2 protein-coding genes and 1 pseudogene are annotated in these 3,077 nt (G+C 61.4%); 2 read left to right on the top strand and 1 reads right to left on the bottom strand.

From position 1 onward, the window contains the following. Positions 1-242: 242 nt before the first annotated feature. Entirely contained in the window at positions 243-437 is a 195-nt protein-coding gene (locus tag U9R81_RS15345; protein ID WP_066783033.1) for a hypothetical protein, read from the bottom strand. A gap of 273 nt (positions 438-710) precedes the next feature. On the opposite strand from U9R81_RS15345, the gene U9R81_RS15340 reads away from it, so the two are divergent. Both U9R81_RS15340 and U9R81_RS15335 read left to right on the top strand, forming a co-directional pair. Continuing rightward, on the top strand, positions 711-1,625 hold the full coding sequence (locus U9R81_RS15340) for a hypothetical protein (protein WP_322496305.1): 915 nt from the start codon (positions 711-713) through the stop codon (positions 1,623-1,625). A 341-nt stretch (positions 1,626-1,966) separates the two neighbouring features. Next, a pseudogene (locus U9R81_RS15335) lies at positions 1,967-3,077 on the top strand (TPM domain-containing protein); the annotation flags it as partial.

Raw genomic sequence — 3,077 nt, 5'->3', positions numbered from 1 at the left:
ACGCCATAGCAATATGATCAGAGGTAAGCGCGCGTTAAGGGTGCAAACGTTTTGGCGTGCGGCAGGGAACCTGCCGCACGCCAAAACGTTTGCACCCTTAACGCGCGCTTACCTCTGATCATATTGCTATGGAGTGCGGCAGGTTCCCTGCCGCTTTATACAAATAAAGAGGACGCCGCAATTCGCCGCAGCGTCCTCTGCGGTAAGCAACAGTTGCTAAGCTGGTTTGCAACGCGGCCCGCTTACCGGAACGAGCGGTTCTGCCGCCGGCGTTGGCGCTCGGCGAGCCAGCGGTCAAACGCTTGCGACAGTTCGCGCCAGTTGAAAATCTTGACGTCGGGTGCGACCTTGTTGCGCTGGATAATGACCCACGACCACAGGACGGCTTGCCCGATAAAGACAAAAATAACGATCCCGACCATAATCCAGAAATCCATCGTTCGCCTCCTGTCTATGTACGCTTTTGACATATCATACTGCGATTATGCGCAGAATGCAACAATGGAGGCTGTTTGCCGGCGTTGCACAGCAATGTCTCTGTGACCCATGATACCGCGCCAGCCAGCGTTTGGCTAGCGTATTCGCCTTGTCGTCTGCCATCCTTCGCTGCTATAATCAAGCTGGGATGCCGATATGGTACGGGCACAGCGACGCTGTACACTGATATTTGGCTCAACCCATCGCCTGATCGAAATGAAAGGATGATCGTTGTGCGCCTTGTTGTGCTTGCCCTGATAGCTGTCTTCATAGCCGGTTGCGCTGCGTCGCCGGCGCCGACGCCGACCCCGTTGCCGCCAACGGCCACGCCATCGCCGGTTCCCTCGCCAACCCCTTCACCAACACCGACGCCTCTCCCAACTGCTACCGCTGCGCCGGCGGGTGGAGCGATTCCGGCGGCAATTCGCCAAACGGCTAATATTGATACCTACCGGATGCAGTTGGTGTTGCGCGGCAGCGGTTTAGTCGGCGGGTTCAATGTGGGCAGTGCGACAACTGAACTGCTGGGGCTTGATGCGCAATTCGCCGGCGCTGATGTCTCGTTTACGTTGCGCGGCTTTCTGGCGGCATTTCTCGGCGCTGACGTGACTCGCGGCTTGCAGGCGATGACCGTGGGAGGAGTAAGTTATGCCCGCGGCCCGCTGACCTTTCTCGGCGCGCCTGATGATGTCTGGTACCGGTTGGCGCTCGAACAGAGCGTGATTGCCACGCCGCCCGCGCAGGTTGATACGATATTGAGCGCAGTGGGCAGCGCCGGCGCCGATTTCAGCCGCTTTACCGCTGGTGCGACCGCTGAGCGCGACGGTGTGCGTTGCCAAGAGTATCGCGGTGATCGCGAGGCAACAACGGCCCTGTTCGCCAGCCTTGGCGCGGTCGGCCTTCCGACGCAGTTGCCTGAAAGTGCGATCACTGACGCGACAGCGCAGGTTTGGGTGTGCGAAGACGGGTATCTGCGCCAGCTTACCATCACTTTCAATGGCACTGCGACCGATCCGCAAGGTCAAGCGCAACCCTTCTCGTTCGCGCTCGATGTGCAACTCAGTGACATCAATGGATCGATCCGGCTGACGCCTCCCGCCGATTTCCGTGATTTGCCGGCGCCGGGGAGCGGGACGCCAAGGCCGTGAGGTGAAAGGGCCGCGCTGCGGGCGAGCTGCCCGCGCTCCGTCAGCCCGCGCAGGGGGTGGAAGAGCCACAAAACGCACCAAAACGTGCTAGTTTGTGCCGTTAGTGTCGCTTCGTGGCTCTTCGACCGCGGGGCCGGGACAGATGTCCGCCGTGTGCGCCGCGAGCTAACACCACCCTCCGCGTCCTCTGCGGTAAACATACCCCCGAAAGGGCTGGGGCTGAGGGTGAAACGATACATCCCGCAATATGCAACGATTTATGCTGTGCAAACGTACTGTTAAGCAGGTAGAATGATAGAGTGCGGGATGGGTGCGTCTTCGGCGGGCAAAGGAGTATGCCCATGGGTAGGAGCATTCGCTGGTTGGTTGGGTTGGCGCTTGGCCTGCTGCTGCTTACGCCGGTATTGGCTCAAGGCCGGCTGGTACTGTTCGATCCGGGTGGCCTGTTGAACGAATCGGCGGTGCAAGCCGCTGCTGGCCCGCTGATCCGGCGCGGCGCGCAGGTGGCGGTGTATGTGGTCGATAACGGTGGCGAGACCGATTTTGATCGCCGCTTGATCGTCGATGACCTTGGCCGCAGCGATGGTTCGGTGCGCTCGAATTTGATTGCGATCTATGTTGCGATCAACAACCGCTATAGCGCGATCGTTTTCGGCGATGAGTGGAATGCGGCGCTGGCGGTGAACGATAATTTCGAGACGATTCGCTTGACCCAGCTTAACCCCGGTCTGGCCGCCGGTGACTTTACCCGCGGCGTGACCAGCGCCTTGAGGGCGATCGAAGAGTCGATTGTGAATCCGCCCCGGCCCGGCGGCGGCGTGACGATCAATACCGATTTGACGCCGGTGGTGATCGGCGGGTTGGGTTTGGCCGGCGCGGCGGCGGCGGGGGCGGGCGCGTACCAATTGCGTCGCCGCCGGCAGACGCGGCAGGCCGCCGAGAAGCGTTTGCGCGATGCGCGCGAACAGGTGGGCGGGTTGATGGTGCAGCTCGGCCAGCGGTTTGCCAATGCCGCGGAAAAGGCTAAATACGACCGGGTTTCGTACTCGCCGGCGGCGGTGGCTGAGTTGGCCAATATGCAAGAAGCGGCGCGCAGCACCTTTACCGAGCTCAAGGTCGCTTTTGATGAGATCGGCGAGCAACTGAACCGCGAAGCGAAGCCGTCATTAGAGGCGTTGGCTGCGGCTGCCGCGGCTTGCGAGCAGTTGCAGGAAAAGGCGGCTGCGGTCGCTGCGCGGTTGCACGCGCTTGAGCAGCGCCGCGCCGAACTCGATGCGCTGGCCCGCGAAGCGCAGGAGGATGTCGATCAAGCAAAAAAAGTCCTGACCGGCGTCGCTGAGCGGTTGCCGCAGTTTGGCAATGAGCTGGCCGATCACGCCGCAGTGATAGCCCCGGCGCAGCGCGAGCTAGAGCGCGCCGTCGCGGCGTTAGAGCAGCTTGAGGCGGCGGCGG

This window comes from Chloroflexus sp. (assembly GCF_034435895.1).
Lineage (GTDB): Bacteria > Chloroflexota > Chloroflexia > Chloroflexales > Chloroflexaceae > Chloroflexus.
The sequence above is the reverse complement of the archived record's forward strand: the minus strand, read 5'-3'. Positions and strand labels throughout refer to the sequence as shown.